Annotated in this window: 18 protein-coding genes; 6 read left to right on the plus strand and 12 right to left on the minus strand. The window is 70.8% G+C overall.

The window, feature by feature from the left end; translation table 11 throughout:
* The coding region (locus C1I95_RS35220) for an ATP-binding protein (RefSeq protein ID WP_111214076.1) at positions 1 to 1,987 on the plus strand (1,987 nt) is incomplete at its 5' end.
* Positions 1,988 to 2,034: 47 nt separating this feature from the next.
* Here the strand turns inward: C1I95_RS35220 and C1I95_RS13045 are convergent.
* From C1I95_RS13045 to C1I95_RS13060, 4 genes are all read right to left on the minus strand, one after another.
* A complete protein-coding gene (locus C1I95_RS13045) occupies positions 2,035 to 2,649 on the minus strand; it encodes a hypothetical protein (RefSeq protein WP_111214077.1) in 615 nt (204 codons plus the stop codon).
* Between the two features lie 78 nt (positions 2,650 to 2,727).
* A complete protein-coding gene (locus C1I95_RS13050) occupies positions 2,728 to 4,050 on the minus strand; it encodes an RNA polymerase sigma factor (RefSeq protein ID WP_111214078.1) in 1,323 nt (440 codons plus the stop codon).
* Positions 4,047 to 4,382: a YciI family protein gene (locus C1I95_RS13055; protein WP_111214079.1), complete on the minus strand. Its 336-nt coding sequence runs from the start codon at positions 4,380 to 4,382 to the stop codon at positions 4,047 to 4,049. Before C1I95_RS13055 ends, C1I95_RS13050 begins: the two co-directional genes overlap by 4 nt.
* A 107-nt stretch (positions 4,383 to 4,489) precedes the next feature.
* On the minus strand, positions 4,490 to 5,119 hold the full coding sequence (locus C1I95_RS13060; protein WP_146605709.1) for a GNAT family N-acetyltransferase: 630 nt from the start codon (positions 5,117 to 5,119) through the stop codon (positions 4,490 to 4,492).
* A 104-nt stretch (positions 5,120 to 5,223) separates the two neighbouring features.
* Here C1I95_RS13060 and C1I95_RS13065 point away from each other — a divergent pair, with 104 nt between their 5' ends.
* Entirely contained in the window at positions 5,224 to 6,069 is an 846-nt protein-coding gene (locus tag C1I95_RS13065) for a TetR/AcrR family transcriptional regulator (RefSeq protein ID WP_111214081.1), read from the plus strand.
* On the opposite strand, the gene C1I95_RS13070 is transcribed toward C1I95_RS13065, so the two are convergent.
* The 3 genes from C1I95_RS13070 to C1I95_RS13080 all read right to left on the minus strand — a co-directional run bounded on the left by C1I95_RS13070 (position 6,059) and on the right by C1I95_RS13080 (position 9,231).
* Complete coding sequence (locus C1I95_RS13070; protein ID WP_111214082.1) at positions 6,059 to 6,847, minus strand: HoxN/HupN/NixA family nickel/cobalt transporter; 789 nt, start codon at positions 6,845 to 6,847, stop codon at positions 6,059 to 6,061. The genes C1I95_RS13065 and C1I95_RS13070 overlap by 11 nt on opposite strands.
* The gene (locus C1I95_RS13075) at positions 6,844 to 7,497 is read right to left on the minus strand and encodes a hypothetical protein (protein WP_111214083.1); all 654 of its coding nucleotides are present in this window, start codon (positions 7,495 to 7,497) and stop codon (positions 6,844 to 6,846) included. The genes C1I95_RS13070 and C1I95_RS13075 overlap by 4 nt, the downstream gene beginning before the upstream one ends.
* Positions 7,498 to 7,560: 63 nt before the next feature.
* Positions 7,561 to 9,231, minus strand: a complete 1,671-nt coding sequence (locus tag C1I95_RS13080) for a purple acid phosphatase family protein (RefSeq protein ID WP_111214084.1) — start codon at positions 9,229 to 9,231, stop codon at positions 7,561 to 7,563.
* Between the two features lie 232 nt (positions 9,232 to 9,463).
* On the opposite strand from C1I95_RS13080, the gene C1I95_RS13085 reads away from it, so the two are divergent.
* A complete protein-coding gene (locus C1I95_RS13085) occupies positions 9,464 to 9,988 on the plus strand; it encodes a hypothetical protein (RefSeq protein ID WP_111214085.1) in 525 nt (174 codons plus the stop codon).
* A gap of 1 nt (position 9,989) precedes the next feature.
* Here C1I95_RS13085 and C1I95_RS13090 read toward each other — a convergent pair whose 3' ends face one another.
* Complete coding sequence (locus C1I95_RS13090) at positions 9,990 to 10,592, minus strand: TOPRIM nucleotidyl transferase/hydrolase domain-containing protein (RefSeq protein WP_199523733.1); 603 nt, start codon at positions 10,590 to 10,592, stop codon at positions 9,990 to 9,992.
* A gap of 96 nt (positions 10,593 to 10,688) precedes the next feature.
* Positions 10,689 to 11,801 carry a calcium:cation antiporter family protein gene (locus tag C1I95_RS13095; protein WP_158566386.1) on the minus strand — a complete coding sequence of 371 codons (1,113 nt, stop codon included), beginning with the start codon at positions 11,799 to 11,801 and terminating at the stop codon, positions 10,689 to 10,691.
* 180 nt (positions 11,802 to 11,981) lie between these two features.
* Here C1I95_RS13095 and C1I95_RS13100 point away from each other — a divergent pair, with 180 nt between their 5' ends.
* Positions 11,982 to 13,079: a calcium:cation antiporter gene (locus C1I95_RS13100; RefSeq protein ID WP_111214087.1), complete on the plus strand. Its 1,098-nt coding sequence runs from the start codon at positions 11,982 to 11,984 to the stop codon at positions 13,077 to 13,079.
* 81 nt (positions 13,080 to 13,160) lie between these two features.
* Here C1I95_RS13100 and C1I95_RS13105 read toward each other — a convergent pair whose 3' ends face one another.
* The 3 genes from C1I95_RS13105 to C1I95_RS13115 all read right to left on the minus strand — a co-directional run bounded on the left by C1I95_RS13105 (position 13,161) and on the right by C1I95_RS13115 (position 16,607).
* Positions 13,161 to 13,874 carry a DedA family protein gene (locus tag C1I95_RS13105; RefSeq protein ID WP_111214088.1) on the minus strand — a complete coding sequence of 238 codons (714 nt, stop codon included), beginning with the start codon at positions 13,872 to 13,874 and terminating at the stop codon, positions 13,161 to 13,163.
* A gap of 211 nt (positions 13,875 to 14,085) precedes the next feature.
* Entirely contained in the window at positions 14,086 to 15,660 is a 1,575-nt protein-coding gene (locus C1I95_RS13110; RefSeq protein ID WP_111214089.1) for a hypothetical protein, read from the minus strand.
* Positions 15,661 to 15,914: 254 nt separating this feature from the next.
* Complete coding sequence (locus tag C1I95_RS13115) at positions 15,915 to 16,607, minus strand: TetR/AcrR family transcriptional regulator (protein ID WP_111214090.1); 693 nt, start codon at positions 16,605 to 16,607, stop codon at positions 15,915 to 15,917.
* Between the two features lie 112 nt (positions 16,608 to 16,719).
* On the opposite strand from C1I95_RS13115, the gene C1I95_RS13120 reads away from it, so the two are divergent.
* Both C1I95_RS13120 and C1I95_RS13125 read left to right on the plus strand, forming a co-directional pair.
* Positions 16,720 to 17,685, plus strand: coding sequence for an NAD-dependent epimerase/dehydratase family protein (locus tag C1I95_RS13120; protein WP_111214091.1), 966 nt, complete (start codon positions 16,720 to 16,722; stop codon positions 17,683 to 17,685).
* 148 nt (positions 17,686 to 17,833) lie between these two features.
* Positions 17,834 to 19,039: a M14 family zinc carboxypeptidase gene (locus C1I95_RS13125; RefSeq protein ID WP_233513638.1), complete on the plus strand. Its 1,206-nt coding sequence runs from the start codon at positions 17,834 to 17,836 to the stop codon at positions 19,037 to 19,039.
* Positions 19,040 to 19,195 lie beyond the last annotated feature (156 nt).

The raw sequence follows: 19,195 nt of genomic DNA on the forward strand, positions 1-19,195 counted from the left end.
GGGCGGGGTGGGCAAGACGCGGCTCGCGCTGGAGCTGGCCCGGGCCGCCCCGCCCGCCGCGACCGGGCCATGGCTGGTCGAACTGGCCCCGGTACGCGACCCGAAGTTGGTGGCGGCGACGGTGGCCGGTGCGCTGGGCCTGCTCGGCATCGAGAGCCTCGACACGCTCGCCGCCGTGCTGCACGGCTGGGACGCACTGCTCGTGCTCGACAACTGCGAGCACCTGGCGGAGGAGACGGCCCGGCTGGTCGCCACGCTGCTCGGCGCCGCCCCGGGGATCCGGGTACTGGCCACCGGCCAGCAGCCGCTGCGGGTGGCCGGCGAGGCGATCGCCGAGGTGGGCCCGCTACCGCTGCCGGATGCGGTGGAGCTGTTCGTCAGCCGGGCCCGGGCAGCGCGGCCGGGCTGGCGGATCGAGGACGCCGACCGGCGGCTGGTCCGGCGGATCTGCGCGGCGGTGGACGGTCTGCCGCTCGCGGTGGAGATCGCTGCGGCACGCTCCCGGGTCCTGCCACTGGACGTGCTCGCCGCGAGCCTGACCGACCGGTCGGCGCTGCTGGTCGGCGGCCGGCGCGACGGCCCCGTCCGGCACCGTTCCCTCACCGCCGCCCTCGCCTGGGGATACGACCTGCTCGAACCGGAGGAGCAGCGACTACTCCGGACGGTCAGCGTCTTCTCCGGTGGGTTCACCCTCGACGCGGTCGCCGACCTCGCCGGGCGGCTGGACGCCGGGCCGACTGACGCGCAGGATTCCCGAACGGCCGGCGCGGACGTGTCCCCCGTGGACCTGCCCGGCACCGCGCTGCGGGTCGGCGACCTCACCGACCGTTCACTGGTGCTCCGCGGTCGCGACGACCGGTACCGGCTGCTGGAGCCGGTCCGCGCCTTCGCCGAGCAGGCCGCGCAGCCGGCAGAGCGGGCCGCAGCGCGACGCGCCCATCTGCTCTGGATGCGCGACCTGGCGGAGACCGCCGAGACCGGGATGGTCAGCGGCCGGGCCGCCTGGTGGACCGCCCGGATGGGCGCGGAACGGGACAACGTCCGGGCCGCCTTCGCCACCGCCCGCGAGGCCGGGGACACGGTGACCGGGCTGCGGCTGGTCGGCGCGCTGATCTGGTTCTGGTACCGATGGGGAGCGATCGACGAGGGCGGTGGCCTGCTCGGCGAACTGCTGGATTCCGCCGACCGGTCCGGCGACGTCGACTTCCGGCTCACCGCCCGCGCCCTGCTCGCCCGCGCCGGGCTGCGCTACCTCGCCGGTGACGTCGCTGCGGCGTACTCGCTGATGAGCACCGCCGCCGCGCACGCCGAGCGGGCCGGCGACCAGGTCACCCAGGCCCGGTGCGGCGGCTACGCGGCGCACTTCGCGGTGCTGGCCGGCGACCCGCAGCGGGCGCTCGACCGGGCGGAGGTCGCCATGCGGTTGGCCGAGCAGAGCGGGCAGGAATGGGTGCGGGCGGAGGTACGCACCTCGTTCGGGCTGGTGGTGCTCCTCACCCGGGGCGCGGAGGCGGCCGCCGGACACCTTTCGGACGGCTGGCGGACGGCGGTGGCCTGTGGTCACGACTTCGCCGCCAGCAATGCCGCCTGGTCGTTGATGCGGGCCGAGTTGGCCCGGGACCGACCCGCCGCCGCGGCCGGACTCGGTGCGGCGACACTGGCGCACCGGCAGGACGCGGGCGACGTCACCTCCTGGATGATGGTCGCCCACACCACGGCCGGCGCATTGGCCCGGATCGCCGGCACCGGCGACGCGCCGGCCGGGCGGGACCCGGCGATCGACGGCGCGACCGTGCTGGGCGCCCTCGACGCGATGTCGGCCACGCTCGGCTTCGACCCGGAACGCACCGACCCGGTGCATGCGCCGCAGGTACGCACCGCGCTGCGGGCGGCAGCGGGCCCCGAACCCTTCGCCGCCGCAGCCCGCCAGGGCCGTGACCTCGATCCCGGCCAGGTGACCGAACTGCTGGCGGCGTACCAGCGGTGAGGGCGCTGGCCTGGAGGGGCGTCAGCCCTGGTGGTCGTGGTCGACGTTCACCTCGTCGACGGGGTGGCTGTCGCCTCCGGGATGGCCTGGAACACGATGTTCAGGCTGAACGACGTGCCGTCGACCTGGTACGCGTAGCAGCCTGGGCCGCCGACCGTCGTGGTGCCCGGCAGGTCGCTCGCCGGATCGGTGAGCACGGCGTGGTGCCCGTCGTCGCGGGATTCACCGGTGTAGGAGAACTGTGCCGTGGCGGTGCCCGGCCCGTCGATCCGCCCCGCCCGCACCAGCACCGGGCCGGTGTAGCCGGAGCCGATCCACCGGACCTTCTTCACGTACGTGCCGTCCGGTTGCCGGTCCTCGTCGCGCAGCCGGAGCGCACCGTCGGGGAAGTAGTCGGCGACCGGGTAGAGCGGGCCTGGACCGAGCACCCGGCCCGCCTGGTCCGGGTTGGACCAGCGATGCGGCTCGGTGACCGGGCAGGGCGCACCGGGTGCCACGGTGGGCAACCGGAGCGGTGGCACCGGGAACTCGCCGGCCGCCGCCGACGGGGACATCGTCGCCGCCGGAGTGGAGGCCCTCGGCGCTGGAGGCGCCCCGCCGTCACAGGCCGCCACCGTTGACGCGAGCACCACCATCACCAGCATCCGGGCCAGTCTCACCATGTCCGCAGTATCGACCGCTCGACATGGAATCCGCAGTCCCGTGCGGGCGTTGCGCCCCTTTTCGCAATCTTGTCGCGACTACGAAGGCCGGATCGCCGGGCCGGACCTGGACCGGTCGAGCAGGGCGCGGCGCTCGGCGTCGCCGGGCGTCCGGGCCGCCGCCGCGCGGAACAGCACCGCCGCCCGCTCGGCGTCGCCCTGCCGGGCGACGAGGTCCGCCTCCACGGCGAGGGTCAGCGGATAGTCGTCGAGCGCGCCGCCGGCCCGGGCCTCGGCGAGCAGGGCCAGCCCGACCGCCGGTCCGTACGCGTAGCCGTGCGCCACGGCCCGGTTGAGCGCGACCACCGGGGTCGGCTGGAGCCGGACGAGTTGGTCGTAGCACTCGGCGATCCGCCGCCAGTCGGTCTCCTCGGCGCGGGACGCGGTGGCGTGGCAGGCCGCGATCCGGGCCTGCCACGCGTACGGGCCGTGCTGCGGCAGCCCGCCGAGCAGGCGTACGCCCTCGGCGATCGCCGTCTGGTCCCAGCGCGACCGGTCCTGCTGGTCGAGCGGGACCAGGTCGCCGTTCGGGTCCCGCCGGGCCGCGTGGCGGGAGTGCTGCAACAGGAAGAGCGCGAGCAACGCCAGCGCGTCCGACTGGTCCGGCATGAGTCGCACCAGCAGCCGGGCCAGCCGGATCGCCTCGTCGGCGAACGCCGGTTCGCCGTCCGCGTCGTACCCCTGGGTGAACAGCAGGTAGAGCACGGCCAGCACCCCCGGCAGCCGCTCGGTGAGGGCCGCGCCGCGCGGCACCCGGTACGGGATCCGCGCGTCGGCGATCTTCGCCTTGGCGCGGGTCAGCCGGCGGGTCATCGTCGACTCGCTGACCAGGAAGACCCGGGCGATGTCGGCGGTCGGTACCGCACAGATCGTCCGCAGGGTCAGCGCGACCTGGGCCTCCAATGCGAGCGCCGGATGGCAGCAGGTGAAGATCAGTCTCAGCCGGTCGTCCACGACCTCCTCGTCGGTCGGCTCGGCAGTCGCGGCGGTGAGCGCCAGCACCGCCAGTTCGCGCAGCTTGCGCCGCTCGACGGAGGCCCGCCGCAGCACGTCGAGGACCCGGTTGCGGGCCACCGTCATCAGCCAGCCGCCCGGGTTGTCCGGCACACCCTCCACGGGCCAGCGGTCCAGTGCCCGGGCCAGCGCCTCCTGCGCGCAGTCCTCGGCCAGCGTCCAGTCACCGGTGATCCGGATCAACGCCGCGACGATCCGCGGGTACGCGTCGACGGCCGTGGCCGCGACGGCCTGCGCCGCCGCGGCCCGGCCCGCCGCCGTACCCCCGTTGCCGTTCGTGGCCTGGTCGGCCGGGGCCCGACGAGCCGCGCCCCCGTTGGACCTCGCGGCTTGGTCCGGGTCGGTCACTGATCGACGTCGGCGAACGGCCGGATCTCTATCCGACCGGCCCAGGCCATCGGGTGCGCGCGGGCGACCTCGATCGCCTCGTCCAGGTCCGCGCACTCCAGCAGGTCGAAGCCGACGATCATCTCCTTGACCTCGGCGAACGGGCCATCGGAGACGAGGAGTTGGCCGTTGCGGACCCGCACCGTGGTGGCGGTCGACGCCGGCGCCAGTTGGGCACCCTGCAACCGCCGGCCGGCGGCGTCGTTCTCCGCCACCCACACCTCGACGTCGGGGTAGTTCCCGGGCTCCGGGTCCGGCTCCACGTCGGTGCAGACCAACATCATGTACTTCACGTCAGGCCTCCCTGTTTCCATCATCGTGACGACGTTTCACCGTCATGACGAACGGCGGACCGGCCATCCGGACAGCCGGAGACCCTCATCTTCGACCCGGCGGGGCCTCAGCGGCGACCGTCCGGCGCGGGCCGCCACATCGGCCTCAGCACCGGGCCGCCATCGGGCAGCGCCAGCGGTCGCCCGTGGTCGTGGAAGCCGTGGCGCAGGTAGAGCCGGCGGCTCTGCTCGGTGGAGGCTTCGAGGTACGTCGGCAGGCCCTCGGCGTCCGCGGCCCGCAGGCCCTCGGCGAGGATCGCGCCGCCGACGCCTCGGCCCCGCAGGTCCGGCCGAACGCCGATCGACGCGAGATACACATGCGGATCCGGTGGGCGGTGGGCATCCACCGTGTCGCTGACCGCCGCCAGCCGTTGCCCGACGGCGTCCGCCTCGACCGGGAACTCCGCCAGCTGCGCGGCCTGCCGGTGCCGGGCCGCGGCGTCGGCCAGGCTCAGCCACACCGACATCCCGACGATGGCACCGTCCGGCAGCTCGGCGACGATGACCTGGTCGTCGCGGACCGCCACGGTCAGCAGCTCCCGGAACATCGGCACCGTGCGGGCGGCCCGGTCCGCCGGGTCGGGGATCACCCAGGACAGCACGGCCTCGTCGGCGAACGCGTCCGCGTAGGCGGGCACGAGGACATCCGTCTCGGCGGGTACGGCGCGACGCACGCGCACGGCGGCAGCAGGGGACACCAGGGCCTCCTCGATATCGGGCGGGACACCCTCGATGCTGGTCGGCCGGCACCGCGACGGGGAGTAGTTTCGTCACGGCGGTTGCGGTGACGAAAGAGGGCGGGATGGCCGGACCGGGGTGCGTCGAGTGCGGCACCGGTCTGCCGCCGCACTCCGGCCGGGGACGGCCCCGGCGCTACTGCTCGCGTAGCTGCCAGGCGCGGGCCTACCGCCGCCGTCGGGACCGGGGCCGTACCGCGCCGCACCGTGGGCCGGCCGGCACGCCGGGCGCAAACAGCGCCGCGACCACCCGGAACGAGCTGGTCCGCGTCGCAGTAGGGCTGGCCGACGCGGCCGGCCTGGACGCGGTGTCGGTACGCGCCGTCGCGAGCCGCGCCGGGCTCACACCGGACCGCGTCTACCGATGGGTACGCAACCGGAACGACCTGCTCGCCGCGATGGCCGAGCAGGTGCTCGGTGCCCGGCAGGCTCCCGACGATGTCCGCCGGACCCCACGCGAGCGGCTCGAACGGCTCGCCCACCGGGAGTGGTCGCTCTACCGTCGGCACCCGTGGTTGCTGGCCGTCCTCGCGCGCACCCGCCCGCCGACCGGCCCGGCGGTGCTGGCGATGGTCGGCGACACCGTGGGCGTCCTCATCGCCGCCGGGTACGACCCGCCCGACGCGCTCGCCGGCTACCTCGCGCTGAGCGGTTACGTGCAGGGCATGGCGCTGCTGCACACCGCCGAGCACGCCGAGCGGGCGGCCGGCGACACCAGCTGGGAAAGCTGGTGGTCACAGACCTTCGCCCGGCTGGAACGCACCGGAGGTACCCGCGGACGCCCCTGGCTGACCGCCGCCCGACCGACGTCGGACGAGGAGGTGGACCGGGAGTTGGCGCGCTGGTTCGAGTTCGGCCTGACCCGCCTGCTGGACGGCCTGACCCCCGGTCATGGTGGTGCTAGGCGGTGAGTGCGGAGACGGCGGCGGCGACGTAGAGGCAGCCGCCGAGACAGACCGCCGCCCCGGCGATCGCCGGAGTCCAGGCCGACACGCTGGACGCCAGGGCCCACCTCTTGGTCTGGCCGGCCAGCAGCGCGGTGCCCCGGATGGTCAGCACTCCCACACCGGTCAGGGTCAGCGCCATTCCCGCTCCGAACGCGAGCACGATGACCACCGCGCCGACGGAGCGGCCGGTCAGCAGCCCGCTGACCAGGATGAGGAAGGCCGACGGGGAGGGCAGCAGCCCGCCGCTGAGGCCGAGCGCGATGAGACCCCGACGCGACCACGGGTCGACCGGGTCATGGTGATGGTGGCCGTGCTCGCCGGCGTGGTCGTGGTGGTGGTCGTGCTCTCCGCCGTGATGGTGATGGCCGTGCCGGTGCCGGCGCAGGTGACGACGGATCAGGTGCACGCCGACGCCGATCACCACGAACCCGGCGAGTACCTGGAGGCCGGCGGTAATCGTCTTCGTGCCGAGGTTGGCCACGCCGCTCAATCCGGTCCAGGCCAGCGCCAGCACCAGAACGGAGAACGTGTGCATCACCGCGACGATGACGCCCAGGCGAAGGGCGTCCCGGTAGCGGCCCCGCGTACCGACCAGGTAGGCGGCGGTGATGCTCTTGCCGTGCCCGGGTGCCACGGCATGCGCGGCGCCCACCCCCACCGCCACCACCAAGGCCAGCCAGAAGAGGGCGGTGTTGTCGAACAGGGCCAGCAGTCGCTCGTCGAGCCCGCTCAGGCCGTTCATGCTGCGCTCCGGGTACGTCGTCGGGACAGGACTACCACCAGCGCGCCGAGTCCACCGGCGGCGGTGACCCCGACGGCCAGCCCGACGGCTGGGGCCAGCCCGCCGCCCGCCCGCGAGAAGTCGACCTGGTGGGTGCCGGCGGTCGCGGTGTACAGCGACTCGGCGGGCGTCGCCGACTCGGCGCGCAGCACCGTGCGGTACGCCTGGTTGAGGTCGGTCAGCGCGGTCAACGTGATGTCGAGCGTGCGCACCGGGGCGGGACAGTCGAAGGTCAGCCGAGCGCCCTGGGCGAGCAGGCCGTCCAGCGGCTTGAGTTCCGCACGGCAGGGCTGGCCGTCCTGGCGAACCGTGATCCGCTCGCGGAGGTAGTCGCGGACCGCGGTGGAGCCCTGCAGCTTCTGCTCACCGGTGAGCTGGGTGGCGACCGGGCCGGTGGTCGGGTCCTCGAAGGCACCGAGCGACTGGCCGAGCGCGACCCAGTCGTCCTCGGCCGGCTGCCAGGAGAGGTCGACCCGGGAGCCGTCGACGGCGACCCGCGCCACCGTGGGCGGGCCGAAGGGATGAGCGGCGGCAGGTGTGCCGGTGCCGGTCGTCGCGGCCAGCGCCGCCCCACTGGCCAGCACCACCCCGGCGAGAATGCGGTGATTCATGTTCGTCTCCGGAAGGCCCTAGGTGTGGGGCTCGCCAGGCGAGCCCCACACCTAGGGTGGGAACTACTTGGTCAACGTGAGGATCGGGCTGGTGATCTTCTGGTTGACGCTGGACAGGAACACCTCGTAGGTGTTGTCCGCCTTGGCGGTCGCCGGCACGGTCAGCACGTAGCTGATCCGGCCCAGTTCGTCCGCCTTCAGGTTGGCGATGAAGATCTCGTCCTTGCCCGCCACGTTGCGGCCGTCGCCGGCCTTACGCAGCTGGACGGCGACCTTCTCACCCGGGTCGTAGCCGAACGCGGAGACAGTGACCTCGCCCTTGACCGCGACGGTGGTCTTGTCGACCGCGACGTGCTCACCGACCGTGTTCTCCGCCGTACGCAGCTCGTTGACGGTGCGCTCACCGGCGTCGTTCTTCCGGATGAGGAACCCGTCGTGGTGCTCACCGTTGGCGTAGCGAGCCTCAAACCGCAGGGTGTCCTGCTCGACGTCGATGAGCTGGTAGAGCTGGGTGTTCTGGCTGGTGCTGGTCACCTCGGCACCGTTACCGGTCCAGTTCTGCCCGTTGTTGAGCGCGTACATCTTGCCGCCGGAGACCGACACGGCGTACACCGTGCTGTTGTGCACGGCCGCCGTCTTGCGGGCGGTGGTCACGTTGCCCCGGCCGTACGAGTGGTCGTGGCCCTGGAGCACCAGGTCAACGCCGTACTTCTCGAACAGCGGACCCCACTGGTTCCGGACGTTCGGGTTGTTCCGCGTGCCGGTGGTCGAGTAGACCGGGTGGTGGAAGGTCACCACGGTCCACTTGTTGGGGTTGTCCTTCAGCACGCTCTCCAGCCAGGCGGTCTGCGCGGCCATCAGCGTGCTGTTGCTCTGGTAGTTCGAGTCCAGGGCGATGAAGCGCACGCCCTGGTAGTCGACGTAGTAGACGGTCTGCTTCAGCTCCGCGTTGCCCGGGCCGTTGTCCGGGTACGGGAACTGCGGCCGCCAGAACTGGGACAGTCCACCGCTGTACTCGTGGTTGCCCGGGACCGAGATGTTGTTGATCTGGCCGTCGATGAAGCTGCCGGCCTTGTACCACTGACCCCACTGCTCTTCGCTGTTGGCGTTGTCGATGAGGTCACCAGCGTTGACGATCGCCTTGGCCTGCGGCCGGTCGGCGAACGCCTGCCGGAACACCCGCGGCACTGCGGAGTCGATGTAGTTCTGCGCGTCACCGTAGTAGATGAACGAGAACGGCTCGAAGTTGCTGGCCGCGGTGGTGAAGTCGATCCACTCGCTCCAGTTGGTGCCGTCGCCGACCCGGTAGGTGTACCGGGTGTTCGGCTTCAGGTCGGTGAACTCGACCGTGTGGTAGGTCGAGGCGTACCCGAGCGAGGTGTTGACCGGGGTGCTGGAGAGGGCGGACAGGCGGGTTACCGCCCCGGACGGCGGGGCGACGTCACCGAGGGCCCGGGGGGCCTCGAGGATCTCGGCCCGGGCCCACTCCGCGGGGGCCTGTGCCCGCCAGGTGACCCGCTGCGAGGTCGACGGCGTGGTGGTCGGGGTGAGCATGATCCGGTCCGGCATGGGAGACGGCTTGTGGATCTCGGCGGCGGGGAACTTGGCTGGCGGGGCATCACCGAAGGCGGCGGGGCTGATGGCCACGCCACCGGCGAGCAGAGCTGCGGCACCGATCGCCACGATCTTCGCCCGACGGGATCCGATGCGCCAGGGGAACGTCTGGTCGGTCAAGACTTTGGTCGCCCTTCAATAAGGAGGTGGACAGCACCGTCGGTCGCCTGGCGCCGACGGGCCGTCGTCATTCGCCCAGTCCCGCCCGACCGGTTGACTACAAGATCCTTTCCAGCACGTGAACACTCCGCCGGAACTGCGGCATGACCAGGAAGTGTTGGCTTCCCGGTCACCTGCCCGACATCCACGGATGGCTGCCGTTCAGGGTTTCGTTCCTACGATCGGCAGCGCTATGACCAATCAGGACATCGACACCCACCGAGCAATGAACCTCCGGCATCGCCTGCTGCGTGGTGGCGCTGCGCTGCTCTGTACGGCAGGTCTGCTCGGCACGCTGGTCGGCAGTTCCACCCCAAGCTCCGCCGTGGTCAAGGACGAGAACTTCATCACCGCGCAGACGCCGGGCATCCTCGAAATCGAGGGCGGCGAGTGCTTCGACGACCCGGCCGACCTGCCGGAGGCGGGCGACGTCGTCATCCTGTACCGGCCGTGTGCCCAGACCGCGGACAACCAGTCGTACGGTTTCGTGCACGCCGACGACCACGCGGCGTGGGATCCGGCGGCGCTGAACGAGTTCGCCTGGCGCGCCTGCCGTCAACTCTTCACCCAGACCTGGCCGGATGACCGGGAACGGGGGCTGCGTTTCTATCCGATCATGCCGACCGTCGAGACGTGGGCCGACGGGGACCGGGACGTGATGTGCGTGGTCTACCGGTATGGCGGCCGGCTGCCCGGTTCGATGCTGCCGAAGTGGTGAGCTACCGCCCGTCGGCCGGTGGCGCCGCCGAGGCGAGCACCCCGTCCAGCGGACGCGGGACCCGGTCCAGGTCGAGGGCGTGCACCAGCAGCCGGGCGTACGCCTCCTTGCGGCCGGACCGGGTGCCGATGAAGCGGCGCAGCTGGGCGGTCAGCTCCCGGCCCTGCTGCGCGGGTTGCCGTTGGAAGAGCCGGAACGAGCGCAGGTCCCCCTCGGCCGCCAGCACCTCCTGTACGCCGTCGGTGCCGAGGGCCCGGATCAGCTCGTCCTCCAGGTCGCGGACGCAGACGTGGAACCCGAGTTCGGCGATCCGGGCGGCGGACGCGGCGGTGCCGAGGCCGGCCCGGTCGAGTCCGCGCCGGACGAATCCCTCCTCGGCCGCGTCGTAGAGGCCGGCCAACCGCAACCCGCGGCCCCGGGGACCGAGCAGTTCGAGGAAGTGCCCGACGTTGGTGGCGCCGCCCATCGGCAGCACCCGTACGCCCTCGCCGGCCAGGTCCCGCCCCCGGCGTACCGCCAGGGTCTCCACCGCGACCAGGTCGCTGGCCCCCTCGACCAGCAGCACGGTCCGGGCATCGCGCAGGATGGCGATCTCGATCTGCATCCCACCTCCCCGCCGCTCCCGGCCATCATGCCGGCCCACCGCCGGGACGCCCAGCGGGTTACCGCCCCGGCCCGAGGTCTTGCCACGCGTACGGCTTCAGCCCCACCAGAACAGCGAGCCGAGCACGGTGTAGAGGGCGACGAGCGCCAGTCCTTCGAGGTGGTTCACCGTGCCGTCGATGGTGACGAAGACGACGAGCAGCGCCGCGACGATCACGGCGACGATCTGCAACGGCGGGAAGATCAGCGTGAACTCGCCGGCGCCGAGCAGCGGCGCGATGAGGGTCAGCACCGGAGCGAGCATCAGCGCGACCTGTAGCGCGCCCTCCATGGTGATCGCGGTAGCGGTGTCGGCGTCGCCGCGCAGGCTGAGCTGGACCGCCGGGGCGAGCTGCGACAGGTTGCCGACGGTGGCCACCAGGAAGAGGCCGACGAAGGCGGCGTTGAGGTTCATCGCCTCGGTCGCCGGCAGCAGGGCTTGGGTGAGCCAGTCCGCCTCGATGGCGATGAGCAGCCCGGCCGCGGCGACCAGGATCAGCACCCGTGGCAGTGGCCAGGTGCCGACCTTGGCCTCGCCGGTGCCGTTGTGCACCGGGGGTGGCGCGTCGGCGCCCTTGCCGAGACGGAACGGCAGGGAGACGAGGAAGACGGTGAGCAGGGCTACCGCCACGACGTAGGAGACGGCGTTGGTGTGCTGCGCGGCGGGGGTGCCGAGGTTGACCGCGATCGCCGGTGTGATGAGGGTGGCCATCAGCAGCACGAGCATGACCCGGGTGACCTTGGCGTGCCGGCCGTCGATGGTCATCGTCCCGTTGCGCAGCCCGCCGCTCAGGTACGCCAGCCCGTTGCCGAGCAGCAGCAGGTTGAGCACCGATCCGATCAACGCGGCCTGGACCACGGTGACCAGGCCGGCACGCAGCGCGAAGATGCAGATGATGAGTTCGGGCAGGTTGCCGACCACGGCCTGGAAGGTGCCGATGGCCGCCGGGCGCATCCGTCCACCGAGCTGGTCCAGCGACCGGCCGAGCACCGCGGAGGCGAGGGTGATGGCACCCAGCGTGGTGAAGAACTGCAGGACCGCCGACGCGCCGCCGTAATGGGAAAGCGCGGCGAGCAGCGCGGAGACGATGGTCGCGCCCCACAGCAGCAGGTCGACGACACGTCCGACATCACGGCGCGGACGTGCCACCTCCAACGCCACCGCCTGCATGATCGACACCCTATGCCGGAACCCGGTCCACGCCAACCAGGTCCCAAGCCCGCCACCAGCGGCTGACCTCGTCGCTCGCCGCGGAGCGCGGTCCGGGACCGGGCCACCACGATCCGGACCGAGGCGGGTACGCCCGGCCAGGTCGCCGCGCATGATCATGTCGCTGGCAGGATAGCGGTCATGCTCGCCTTGCGCCGCACCATGACCGACTGGACCGTTTCCGTGCCGATCGCCGCCCTCGTGGTGTTGGCGTTGACCTGGAACCGAAAACTCGGCGGCGTCCTGGTGGTCGTGGTCGCCCTGTTCCTGGCCGGCGCGGTGCTCGCCGCCGTCCACCACGCCGAGGTCGTCGCGCACAAGGTCGGCGAGCCGTACGGGTCACTCGTCCTCGCGGTGGCGGTCACCGTCATCGAGGTCGCCCTGATCGTCACCCTGATGATCAGCGGCGGGGAGAAGACCGCGTCGCTGGCCCGGGACACCGTCTTCGCCGCCGTCATGATCACCTGCAACGGCATCCTCGGCCTGTCCCTACTGATCGGCGCGTTACGCCGACGGCTGGCCGTGTTCAACCCCGAAGGCACCGGCGGCGCCCTGGCCACCGTGGCCACCCTCGCCACCCTGTGCCTGGTGGTGCCGACCTTCACCATCGGCCGGGCCGGCCCGGAGTTCAGCCCCGCCCAGCTCACCTTCGCCGCAGTGGTCTCGCTGGCCCTGTACGCCCTGTTCGTGATGGTGCAGACCGGACGTCACCGCGACTACTTCCTGCCGGTCAACCGCAAGGGCGAGGTCCTTCCCGAGGAGGTGCACGCCGACCCGCCGTCGAACGGCCGCGCTCTGGCCAGCGTCGGCCTGCTCCTGGTCGCCCTGGTCGCCGTGGTCGGGGACGCCAAGTCGGTCTCGCCCGCCATCGAGTCCGGCGTCGCCGCGGTGAACCTGCCCCCGGCGTTCGTCGGCGTGATCATCGCGTTGCTCGTCCTCCTCCCCGAAACTCTCGCCGCGGCCCGCGCCGCCCGCCGCGACCGGGTGCAGATCAGCCTCAACCTCTCCCTCGGCTCCGCCATGGCCAGCATCGGCCTCACCATCCCGGCCATCGCGATCGCCTCCATCTGGCTGGACGGACCGCTCCTGCTCGGCCTCGGCGGCACCGAGATGACGCTGCTCGCCCTCACCGTGATCACGGGCGTGCTCACCGTCGTCCCGGGCCGGGCCACTCTCCTCCAGGGCGGGGTGCACCTGGTGCTGCTCGCCGCCTTCGTCTTCCTCGCCGCGAGCCCCTGATCCCGAGCCCCGGCCCCGCGGGAGCGGGGCCGGAGGGTCGGTCAGTGGGTCAGTGGGTCAGTGGGTCAGTGGGTCAGTGGGTCAGTGGTTGCCGTAGTGGCGGCGGGTGTCGCGGATCGCTTCCTCGGCAGCCGCCCGCTCCGCGGCGGTGGTGCCGCGCTTGGCGGCGAGGCGCACCCTGAGCAGCTCGATCGCGATGGGAAGTACGGAGATCGCGACGATGGCGATCAGGATGTACTCGATGTTGGTCTTGACGAAGGGGATCTGGCCGAGGAAGTAGCCGAGAACGGTGACGCCGGTGCCCCAGAGGATGCCGCCGATGATGTTGTAGATGACGAAGGTGCGGTAGTTCATCCGGCTGACGCCGGCGACGATCGGGGTGAAAGTCCGCACGATCGGCACGAACCGAGCAAGGACGATGGATCGCGCGCCGTACTTCTCGAAGAAGTCGTGGGCCTTGATCAGGTTCTCCTGCTTGAACAGGCGGGAGTTGGGGCGGCGGAAGAGCGCGGGGCCGACCTTACGGCCGAAGAGATAGCCGACCTGGTCACCGGCGATCGCCGCGATGGTGATGAGCAGGCACACCAGCCACAGTGGGTAGGTGATGTACTTGCCGTCGGCGACGAGCAGGCCAGTGGTAAACAGCAGTGAGTCACCGGGCAGGAAGAAGCCGATGAGTAGGCCGGACTCGGCGAAGACGATCACGAGGATGCCGAGTAGCCCGAACGTTGAGATCAGCGACTCCGGGGCGAGCCAGTCCGGCCCGAGAGCCAGGCTGGTGATGGGCGTCGGCACGACGATGACCTCCGATGTCTACGAGCGGGTTTTCGCCACGACGGTGCGGCGTCCGTCAGTCTAGGCGGCCTGGGATCCCCCGGAGGCTCGACATCACACTCCCGCGTATGCGGAGGTGGCCGCCCCGTACGTTGCCGATTACCACCCGCACGGACGCGCCTTCGGCAACGCCGGTCGCCCGGCTGCCGAAGGCGCGTCCTGCCGCAGGTGATCAGCCGATCGCGTACGCCCGGATGATCGTCACCTCGGTGTAGCCGCCGGTGGTGTCGGTGACCCGCGCCCGCAGCGAGACCGCGCCGGAGGCCGGGTTCCCGACCGCGGCGGTCCAGGTTCCGTCGACCTTCTTGACCTTCACCGACCGCCAGGTCTTGCCACCGTCGAACGATGCCTTGGCGGTGACCGTCTTCACCTTCGGGTTCTTGCCCAGCTTGGCGTCCGGCTCCATCCTGGGCCGGCTCAGCTTCAGCTGGACGTTGGTGGTGCTGCCCGGCTTCGCCTGGTTGTTGAGGTTCAGGCCGGTGGGCAGCATGGTGACCGCGTAGACGGGCGCCGTCACCGAGGTGTTCGGCTTCGCCTTGAACCGGTACGTGACGCTGGTCTTCGTCGACAGCATCCCGGACGGGAAGTCGATCTCCGGGTAGTAACGGCTCGCGTTGTTGGTGAGCTTGTACCAGCCGGGCTTGGTCACCTTGTAGCTCAGGTATTTCTCGTCGGGCTCCCAGCCCTTGTCCTTCACGGTCTTGACCGTCTTGCCGCCGAAGGTCAAGGTCGCGGTCGCCTTGTCGCCCCCCTCGACGCTACGAGTGGGAAAGCCGGGATCGGCGAACATCCCGTTCAGCGAGTAGGACATCTGGCCGTTGAGGATGATCGGCAGTCGCGTGGAAGGACCCCACGCGGACCGGAAGAAGTTCAGGTTGTACGACTTGCCCGCGGCCACCGTGCGCGGCACGAAGTAGTGCCCGACAACCCTGGTCGAACCGTCCTTGGTGTCGCTGGAACTGTGCACCCCGAAGTCCCACTTGCCGGCCGACACCATGACCTTCGTCCGATATGGCTGGTCGGTGCTGCTCAGGGAGTTCAACATCCCGTTGCCGCACGAGCGGTCGATCGGCGTCGCCGCCAAGCTGCTGTAGGCGGCTACGGAGGGGCCCCGCCGAGAGGCCACGTTGACAGTGGCGAGCGAGGACTGCTTGGCGGTCCGCGACGGCTTGCTCGGGACGCCGGTGGTCGTGTACGTGACCGCGTAGTGGGTGGACCCGGGGTAGCCGGAGTAGTCGGTCCAGGTGCGCATCGCGGCGAAGGCGTACTTCGTCGACGAGTTCGGGATGACGTACACGCTGCCGTCGCCGAAATCCGAGGCCTGGACGGAGTAGCTGGCGGAGGCGGACCTGGTGCAGATCTGGGCCGTGGTCTGCGCGTAATACCACTCACCGACGGGCGCCGGGCTGAGGCCGACCGTGACCTTCTTGCCCTTGCGCGCGTCCACAGTCGTCTTGCTGGCACCGGCGACCTTGACGGTGCGTACGCCGAGCGTCACCGCGGAGCCGTTCTTGATCGAGGCGAGCACCGCGTAGGTGCCCTTCGGCAGCTTCTTGGCCTGGTTGGACTTGACCGATCGGCGCTCGTTGGTGGCGAGGTTGACCACCGTCGTGGTGACGGTGACCTTCTTGCCAGCCCGGTCCAGCGTGGTGATGGTCAGCGTGTTGGTCGCCGCGACGGCGGGCGCGCCGGCACCGACCAACATGGCCGGTATCAGGGCCGACGCGACGACCACCCTGGCGAACACGGCCCGACCGGTGCGTGCGGACGAACTGGGACTGGAGTCAGCCCGGGTACGGAAAGAGAGCATTCCACGAACCCCCATGAGTGAAAGCCGCTCCCGCCGTACGGCATCGGCGGACCACCGATGCTATGCCACGGCTTCCACGCCGCGCCGGTCCAGCAACCGAAGCCCCCGGGGCGCTCATGACCAGCCAGCCGACCGATACCAGCCGTCGCCTGATCAGCGGAACGGAACCTCGCCGTCGAGCACGGCCGTCCTCAGGGCAGGCCGATCAGGTCGACCATCCGGCGCATCTGGTGGTCGAAGAACTCCTCCCGCGCCTCGATCACGCCATTGAGCTGGCCGAAGAGTTCGAAGCTGACGGCACCGAAGCAGTGGATCCAGCCGGCGGCGCCCCGGGCCAGCAGGGCCTCGGGAACCCCGGCGAACAGGTGGTCGCGGACGGCAGCGAGATCGGCGTGGACGGGGCCGGGTAGCTCAGCGGGACCAGGATCGGTCAGGATGCCGGCGGCAAGGCCGTCGACGAGGATCCGGCTCAGGGCGGCCGGGGTTCGGGCGGCTGCCACGGTGGTCTCCTGCGGCGCGGCGTAACCGGGCACCGGGCTGCCGAAGAGCAGGGCGTACTCGGCGGGCTGGGTCAGCGCCCAGCGGCGTACCGCATGACAGACCGCGAGCCACCGGCCGCGCAGATCGGCGCGGTCGGTGACCTCGGCGTCGCCGGCCTCGACGGCGTCACCGAGGGCGTGGTACCCGTCGACGATCAACGCGGTGAGCAGCTCGTCCCGGCTGGGGAAGTAGCGGTAGATCGCCGAGGACACCATCCCCATGTCCCGAGCGACGGCGCGCAGCGACAGGTTTGCTCCCTCGGCAGCGAGGTGGCGACGGGCGATCGCCTTGATCTCGTTGATCATCTCGGCCCGGGCCCTGGCCCGGATGCTGGCGGCAGGCATGTCAGGAAGTGTCGCACACTTTCGAGAGCAGTGCTCTTGACGGCGCGAGCACTCGCGAGTGAACATAGGTCTCGCCAGAGAGCGATGCTCTCGCTTCGAGGGGAGACTTCCGATGGCCCTACACCTGATCGTCGGCGCCGGCATGGTCGGCTCGACCACGGCGCGACAGCTCGTCGAGCGCGGCGAGCAGATCCGGATAGTCAGCCGCTCCGGCCGGGGCCCGACCCACCCCCAGGTCGAGCGGATCGCCGCGGACGCCGCCGACGCCGACCGGCTCAGCGAACTCGCGCAGGGCGTCGCCGCCATCTACAACTGCCTCAACCCGGCCTACGACCGCTGGCTCACCGACTGGCCGCCGATGGCCACCGCGCTGCTCACCGCCGCCGAGCGATCCGGCGCCCCCCTGGTGATCGCCGGCTGCCTTTACGGGTACGGCGAGGTCACCGGCCCGATGACCGAGCAGAACCCGCTGGCCGCCACCCACCCCAAGCTGAAGATGCGCGCCGACATGTGGCGGGACGCCCTCACCGCCCAGCGCGCCGGCCGAATCCGCGCCGTCACCGAGGTGCGCGGCAGCGACTACATCCAGGCCCAGTCGATCTTCAGCTTCTTCCTGGGAAAGCCGCTGCTCGCCGGGCGCCGTGCCGTGGTCCCCGTTCCACTGGACGTGCCGCACACCTTCACGTCGATCAACGACATGGCGGCGATGCTGGTCACCGCCGCCACCGACGAGCGGGCGTGGAACCGCGCTTGGCACGTGCCAAGCGCGGACCCGCTGACGATCCGGGAGATCGCCACCCGCTTCACCACGGCGGCCGGAGCGCCCGCGCCGAAGCTCACCCCCATCCCCGGACCGATCATCCACGCGGCCGGCCTTGTCCTCCCGATACTGCGCGAGTTCCGGACCACGGCGTACCAGTTCACGCAGCCGTTCGTCATGGACTCCACGGCGGCCACCACCACCTTCGGTCTCCGTCCCCAACCGCTCGACGAGGCGCTGCGCGAGGCGGCCACGCTGCTCGGCGGCGTCCCGGGACGACGGCCGGGACCTCCCGGGGGGCCTTCGTCCACCGCCTGACCACCCCAAGCTCAAGATTTCCTCAAATGCACGCGGTGAGCCAAATTCAAATCCACTGACGCCTTAGTTTTTTGACATCCGATTGGCGCGGCCGCCCCACCGGAGAAACGCTTCCAGGACCTAACTTATACAAATGTAGGAGGTCATGATGAAGCGACGCCTATTGGTGTCGACAACCGTCGCAACGCTGTGTGCCGTCACGCTTTTCGCGCCATCCTCGTCGGCTGAGAACGGAAACGCCGACTGCAAGAACCTTCCGGGCGAGCGGTCCGTCTCCGGCTGGACCAACTACGAGGAACTCGGCAAGCGACTCGCCCAGATCGAAGCGACCAGCCACGGCCGCGTCGACGTGGACGTCATCGGGGAGTCCCACCGGGGCAGGGAGATCTACGCGGCGCGGGTCGGCACCGGTGACCGCGTGCTGCTGATCACGAGCGAGATCCACGGCAACGAGAAGACCGGCACCGAGGCTCTGCTGCAGATGCTCAAGACCCTCGGCTCCAGCGGCAGCCCACAGGCCAAGGCGATCCGCGAGAACCTGACCATCGTCGCCGTCCCGAAGTTCAACCCCGACGGTGCGGAGCTGAACCGTCGGCAGAACGACTTCCCGTGGAGCGAGGTGGTCCAGAAGTTCCCGCAGCTGGCCGGAACGAACGCGCCGTACTACTACAGCAACGGCGCACAGGGCTTCGACATCAACCGGGACTTCAGCGCCGACCTCACCGCCGAGCCGTCCCCCGGGACCCGGCCGACGAACGAGACCCTCCCCGGCATGTACCTGACCAACGAGTCACGGGCGCTGCGTGACCTGTACGTCGACCTCCGCAACGAGTTCGGCAAGGTCGACGCCTACGTCGACCTGCACCACATGGGACCGTGCAGCCAGAACAACGACACCGAGCAGTACGTGACGGTGTCGCTGGACTACCCGCCGCTCGGCTCGGAGGTCGACGGCAACCCGCGGTACGCCGACTGGCCGCTGCTCGACCAGGACGGCTCTCGCCGGCACGCCCTGGCTGCCGCCCTCGGCATGATCAACCATGGGGGTAACGGGAACGCCCAGACCTCGCCCTTCGCCGGTGGGGTGAGCCGTTACGTCCACTACCAGGTCGCCGACGGATACAGCTTCGACCGGGACTACGCCGGCCAGGCCAGGTCGGCCTTCGCCCTCAACGGCAGCGCCACGGTGCTGTTCGAGGTACGTGGCCAGTCCCACGCGTGGGGCCAGAAGCAGAACGGCGTGCTGACCCAGGTCGTGCTGGCCGGCCTCTTCGGAATCGCGGACCGGATGGCGGACAAGTCCGTCGACAACCTGGACGGCGATCACTTCTTCGATCTGCCGAAGTACTGGTAGGCCGCGAAGCCGGCGGCACACCTTGATTGGTTCGCCCCTGGCATCGTCCACATAACTCAAAGGCCACCCCCAAACAAATCTGGGGGTGGCCTTTGAGCGTGCCTCATTTCATTTTCGAATCAGCCACGATTGCGGCCCCGGTTCCTCACCTGCTGC

Source organism: Micromonospora craterilacus, assembly GCF_003236315.1.
Classification (GTDB): Bacteria; Actinomycetota; Actinomycetes; order Mycobacteriales; family Micromonosporaceae; genus Micromonospora; species Micromonospora craterilacus.

Excerpts from the sequence above, each read along its gene's own strand:
- C1I95_RS13045 (WP_111214077.1), bottom strand. The coding sequence starts at position 2,649 with ATGGTGAGACTGGCCCGGATGCTGGTGATGGTGGTGCTCGCGTCAACG.
- C1I95_RS13065 (WP_111214081.1), top strand. The coding sequence starts at position 5,224 with ATGGCCGGACCGGGGTGCGTCGAGTGCGGCACCGGTCTGCCGCCGCAC.
- C1I95_RS13070 (WP_111214082.1), bottom strand. The coding sequence starts at position 6,847 with ATGAACGGCCTGAGCGGGCTCGACGAGCGACTGCTGGCCCTGTTCGAC.
- C1I95_RS13075 (WP_111214083.1), bottom strand. The coding sequence starts at position 7,497 with ATGAATCACCGCATTCTCGCCGGGGTGGTGCTGGCCAGTGGGGCGGCG.
- C1I95_RS13085 (WP_111214085.1), top strand. The coding sequence starts at position 9,464 with ATGACCAATCAGGACATCGACACCCACCGAGCAATGAACCTCCGGCAT.
- C1I95_RS13090 (WP_199523733.1), bottom strand. The coding sequence starts at position 10,592 with ATGCAGATCGAGATCGCCATCCTGCGCGATGCCCGGACCGTGCTGCTG.
- C1I95_RS13095 (WP_158566386.1), bottom strand. The coding sequence starts at position 11,801 with ATGCAGGCGGTGGCGTTGGAGGTGGCACGTCCGCGCCGTGATGTCGGA.
- C1I95_RS13100 (WP_111214087.1), top strand. The coding sequence starts at position 11,982 with ATGCTCGCCTTGCGCCGCACCATGACCGACTGGACCGTTTCCGTGCCG.
- C1I95_RS13115 (WP_111214090.1), bottom strand. The coding sequence starts at position 16,607 with ATGCCTGCCGCCAGCATCCGGGCCAGGGCCCGGGCCGAGATGATCAAC.
- C1I95_RS13120 (WP_111214091.1), top strand. The coding sequence starts at position 16,720 with ATGGCCCTACACCTGATCGTCGGCGCCGGCATGGTCGGCTCGACCACG.
- C1I95_RS13125 (WP_233513638.1), top strand. The coding sequence starts at position 17,834 with ATGAAGCGACGCCTATTGGTGTCGACAACCGTCGCAACGCTGTGTGCC.